We start from the raw sequence: 246 nt of genomic DNA, 5'->3' as shown, positions 1-246 counted from the left end.
CGTTTCCGACGGACAGTTTGCACGATGTCTTCTATCTCGAATAACAACTCGCGTCCCTGATCGGTTTTACCGTTATCCACGTTCGGGTCACCTAAGAACAACGCTTTAGCACGTTCAGCGGTACCTATCAGGGTCGCGTATCGCTCCTCACCGAGCTTTTTTCGAGCGATGCCAAAACTTTCGGTGAGCTGCCTGAAGACCGTGTCGATATTGCGCTCCGGCAATTTACCCGAACCATCTATGAAC

Annotated in this window: 1 protein-coding gene; it reads right to left on the bottom strand. The window is 51.2% G+C overall.

The genetic code is table 11. The features are described from left to right. Positions 1-246: hypothetical protein (locus AC0IYH_RS33335; RefSeq protein WP_471838696.1), on the bottom strand; the 246-nt coding region annotated here is incomplete at both ends.

Source organism: Pseudomonas sp. AC463, from assembly GCF_979253585.1.
The sequence above is the reverse complement of the archived record's forward strand: the minus strand, read 5'-3'. Positions and strand labels throughout refer to the sequence as shown.